3 protein-coding genes are annotated in these 3,743 nt (G+C 61.1%); all 3 read left to right on the top strand.

The annotated features are described in order from the left end of the window. Window positions 1-185 precede the first annotated feature (185 nt). The 3 genes from AC3WJM_RS22900 (at window position 186) to AC3WJM_RS22890 (ending at window position 3,347) form a co-directional block, all read left to right on the top strand. Complete coding sequence (locus AC3WJM_RS22900) at window positions 186-905, top strand: GntR family transcriptional regulator (protein ID WP_492273040.1); 720 nt, start codon at window positions 186-188, stop codon at window positions 903-905. Window positions 906-983: 78 nt separating this feature from the next. Then, window positions 984-2,186 (top strand): CaiB/BaiF CoA transferase family protein, encoded by a 1,203-nt coding sequence (locus tag AC3WJM_RS22895; protein ID WP_492273039.1) that lies wholly within the window; start codon window positions 984-986, stop codon window positions 2,184-2,186. Further along, complete coding sequence (locus AC3WJM_RS22890; RefSeq protein WP_307055885.1) at window positions 2,187-3,347, top strand: acyl-CoA dehydrogenase family protein; 1,161 nt, start codon at window positions 2,187-2,189, stop codon at window positions 3,345-3,347. It abuts the gene before it with no gap. Window positions 3,348-3,743: the final 396 nt, after the last annotated feature.

The following is a 3,743-nucleotide window of genomic DNA, read 5'->3' as shown; positions in this document are numbered from 1 at the left end:
GCGGGCGTCCCACGAAAACCCTTTATTACTGAGCGGGCGTCCGGGGCATCCAACCCCGGCCCACCTATCACCCGGTTTCCGCGAACCCCCGCTCAGATATGGCAGGGAAATCCCAAACCCCGGCTCACATACGCACCCTCCGAGAGCAGGTCGGAGTCGACCCTTACAATGTCAGGATGAGTAGCATGCAACAGGTTACTCCCGGAGTGTCGCTGACAGCACAGGCCACAGAGATGCTGCGGGCGGCAATCACGTCCGGTGAGATGACGCCCGGGGAGCACTATTCCGCCATCGGACTAGCCGAAAGACTCGGCGTGTCCAGAACGCCGGTACGTGAGGCCCTGCAGCTGCTCGAAAAGGAGGGCATTGTCCGGATCGAGAAGAACCGCGGCGTCCGCGTGCTCCAGATTTCACTTGATGAGATTGTGCAGATCTTCCAGATCCGAATTCTTCTTGAGCCCCCGGCAGCGGCTAGGGCCGCCGAGGTCATCACCAAGGACGACTTGGAGCATTTCCGGCTGTTGCACGGGCGGATCCTGGACGCTGCGGCCGGCGAGGACGGTCCCGGCACCCTGCAGGCGGACAAGGAATTTCACCTGTTCCTCATGGGTTTGGCGGGTAATCCCCGCCTAACGACCCTGGACGGCGAGCTCCGTAATCTCGTTCTCGCGCAAGGGTTGGTGACCATTCCTTCAATCCGAAGCAGCCAGGACTTGGCGGACGATCGTCGAGGCATTCTCGAGGCATTGGAGCGAAAGGACCCGCAGGCTGCATCGGCCGCGGTTCGAGAACATGTCACCCGTACCGCCCGGCTTCTCATTACGGGCGTTTGCGCGAAGACGCCGGGGCTGTCCTCTGATGCCTATCTGGCGAAACTGGATCAGCTGACGAAACTCCGCGGCTGACTCCAATACGGCGAGGAATTGTTTACAAGCTGAAGACAATCCCCTACAGTTGCATGCAACATACAACTATCGAGGGAGATGGTCGTGGAATCCACAGCGGACAGCCGACGCGGTCTGCCTCAGCCCTTGGCTGGAATACGGATCGCGGACTTTTCGCGGGTTCTAGCCGGACCGCTGTGCTCCATGATGCTGGCCGATTACGGTGCGGACGTTATCAAGATAGAGAGTCCTGCCGGCGACGATACCCGGGCCTGGGTCCCACCTATGGACATCGACGGCACCGGCACCTATTTTGCAAGCGTCAACCGGAACAAGAGATCAGTGGTCGCCGATCTCAAGTCCGATGAGGGATTGAGCTATGCCCGAGCGCTCGTGGCCGGCTGCGACGTCGTTATCGAAAACTTCCGCCCGGGAGTCATGGCGAAATTCGGGCTGGATTATCAGACCGTCTCCGAGAGCCGGCCGGATATTGTCTACTGTTCGATCTCTGGCTTCGGGGCTGGCGCCGGCGCGGATCTGCCTGGCTATGACCTGCTCGTGCAGGCACTTGGCGGTCTGATGAGTATTACCGGCCAAGCGGACGGAGAACCCAGCAAGGTGGGGGTTGCCCTGGTTGATGTCCTCACGGGACAGAATGCCCTGGCAGGGATCCTGATGGCCTTGCGGGTGCGCGATGCCTCAGGGACCGGCCAGCAGGTGCAGATCAACCTCTTTTCCTCGCTCCTGGCAGCCCTGGTCAACCAAGCCACGGCCACTTTGGCCACGGGCTGTTCGCCTGCCCGGCTAGGTAATGCACACCCCAGCATTGCCCCTTATGAGACATTCCGCACTGGCGGCGGCACGCTCGCCATCGCGGTCGGTAACGACCGGCAATTTGCGGCCCTTGCGTCAGTTCTGGGACTCAAGGGATTGCCCGAGCAAGCGAGGTTCTTCACTAACGAATGCCGTGTAGCGTCCCGAGAGGAGCTGCGGATTGTGATCGAGACTGCGCTCGATGCTGACACTGCTGCGAATTGGCAACGGAAATTGCTCGCCGCCGGTGTTCCTGCGGGGAGGGTCAACAGCGTCGGCGAGGCTTTCGAACTGGCAGAGCGCCTGGGGCTGGAACCGTCGATCATTGTCACTGACCCCGCCACAGGTCGCAGCTCCCGGCAGTTGACCAACCCGATCCGGCTGTCCGCGTCGGCGCCGAGCTACAGGCAAATTCCCCCGGACATTGGCGAGCACCAAGGGTCTACCTTCGCAGTCCGACCTCCAAACACATCCGCGAAAGGCACATAGATGTCCGATATCAGCGATCTGATTGACTTTGATTCCCTCCTCAGCGCGGATGAGCGTGCACTGCGCGATTCGGTGCGGGCCTTCGTGGATAGCGAAGTCAGGCCACACGTCGCAACTTGGTATGAAAGGGCCGTTTTCCCGCTGGAACTTGTCCCTGAACTGGCCAAGATGGGCCTGCTCGGCATGCACCTGAAGGGTTACGGCTGCGCCGGCCGATCCGCCGTCGAATACGGCCTGGCCGGAGCGGAACTTGAGGCTGGCGATTCCGGGCTGCGGACCTTCGTCTCGGTGCAGGGCTCACTGGCGATGAGCGCCATCTACAAGCACGGTTCGGATGAACAGAAAGCCGAATGGCTGCCTGCTATGGCCGCGGGGGAAGCGATCGGCTGCTTCGGGCTGACGGAACCGACGGCGGGGTCGGATCCGGGTGGCATGACTACCTTTGCGCACCGCGACGGAGGCGACTGGATCCTCAACGGATCAAAACGCTGGATCGGCCTAGCGTCGGTCGCCAAAGTCGCCATCATCTGGGCCCAGACCGACGGCGGCGTCCGCGGCTTTGTAGTCCCAACCGAGACACCTGGATTCACGGCGACGCCGATCGAGCCTAAGCTCTCCATGCGGGCCTCCATCCAATGCGACATCGAATTGTCCAACGTGCGACTACCCGAAAGCGCAATGCTGCCAAACGTCGTCGGGCTCAAAGGGCCCTTCTCATGCCTGAACGAAGCCCGCTACGGGATCATCTGGGGCGCCATGGGCGCTGCTCGCGATGCGTTCGAGGTAGCCCTCGATTACTCCAAGGGCCGCCTGCAGTTCGGCAGGCCGCTGGCCGGCTACCAGCTGACCCAGCAGAAGTTGGTTGATATGGCCCTGGAGATCAATAAGGGATTCCTCCTGGCCTTGCACCTTGGGCGCAAGAAGGACGCCGGCACCTTGCAGCCGGACCAGATTTCGGTGGGCAAATTGAACAACTGCCGCGAGGCCATCAAGATTGCCCGCGAAGCCCGCACAATCCTTGGCGGCAACGGAATAACGCTGGACCACTCACCCTTGCGGCATGCCAACAACCTGGAATCCGTTCGCACGTATGAAGGCACCGACGAAGTCCATACCCTGATCTTGGGTAGCAAGCTCACTGGTATCGCCGCGTTCCGTTAGGGGCCCGACGCCGGAACCCGCGTTCCGCCGTCGACGTCGCCGCGGTGGTCCGATCGGGCGCTGTGGATCCCTCTGAGGTGCGGGGTACGGCGGGGCGTCAGTGCTGGATTTGCGCGCGGCACAGAAGCCGTGTAATGTCTTCTAAGTCGCCGCGAGGGAGACAGCCTAGAGCTGGGAACCACGGGTGGCCAACCCCTTCGAATTGAGCCTAAAACGGCTGGTGCTTCGTGCGCCGCAATTTGAGGGAATTTCGAATTGTAATCGTGAAATTGGTTGAGATACTGATTTGCAAAGCGATGGTGGTTCGGGTAAGTTTGGGAAGTTGCTCCGGAGCGAGTCTGGGCCCTTTGGTGGGTGTGGGTGGTGCCGGGTGTGTCTGTTGTTTGAGAACTCAAT

The sequence above is a fragment of the Arthrobacter sp. FW306-1B-G06A genome, from assembly GCF_058781765.1.
This window is presented reverse-complemented; position numbering and strand designations above follow the sequence as displayed.

Coding starts and splice junctions, on each gene's coding strand:
- AC3WJM_RS22895 (WP_492273039.1), top strand. CDS start 984: ATGGTCGTGGAATCCACAGCGGACAGCCGACGCGGTCTGCCTCAGCCC.
- AC3WJM_RS22890 (WP_307055885.1), top strand. CDS start 2,187: ATGTCCGATATCAGCGATCTGATTGACTTTGATTCCCTCCTCAGCGCG.
- AC3WJM_RS22900 (WP_492273040.1), top strand. CDS start 186: ATGCAACAGGTTACTCCCGGAGTGTCGCTGACAGCACAGGCCACAGAG.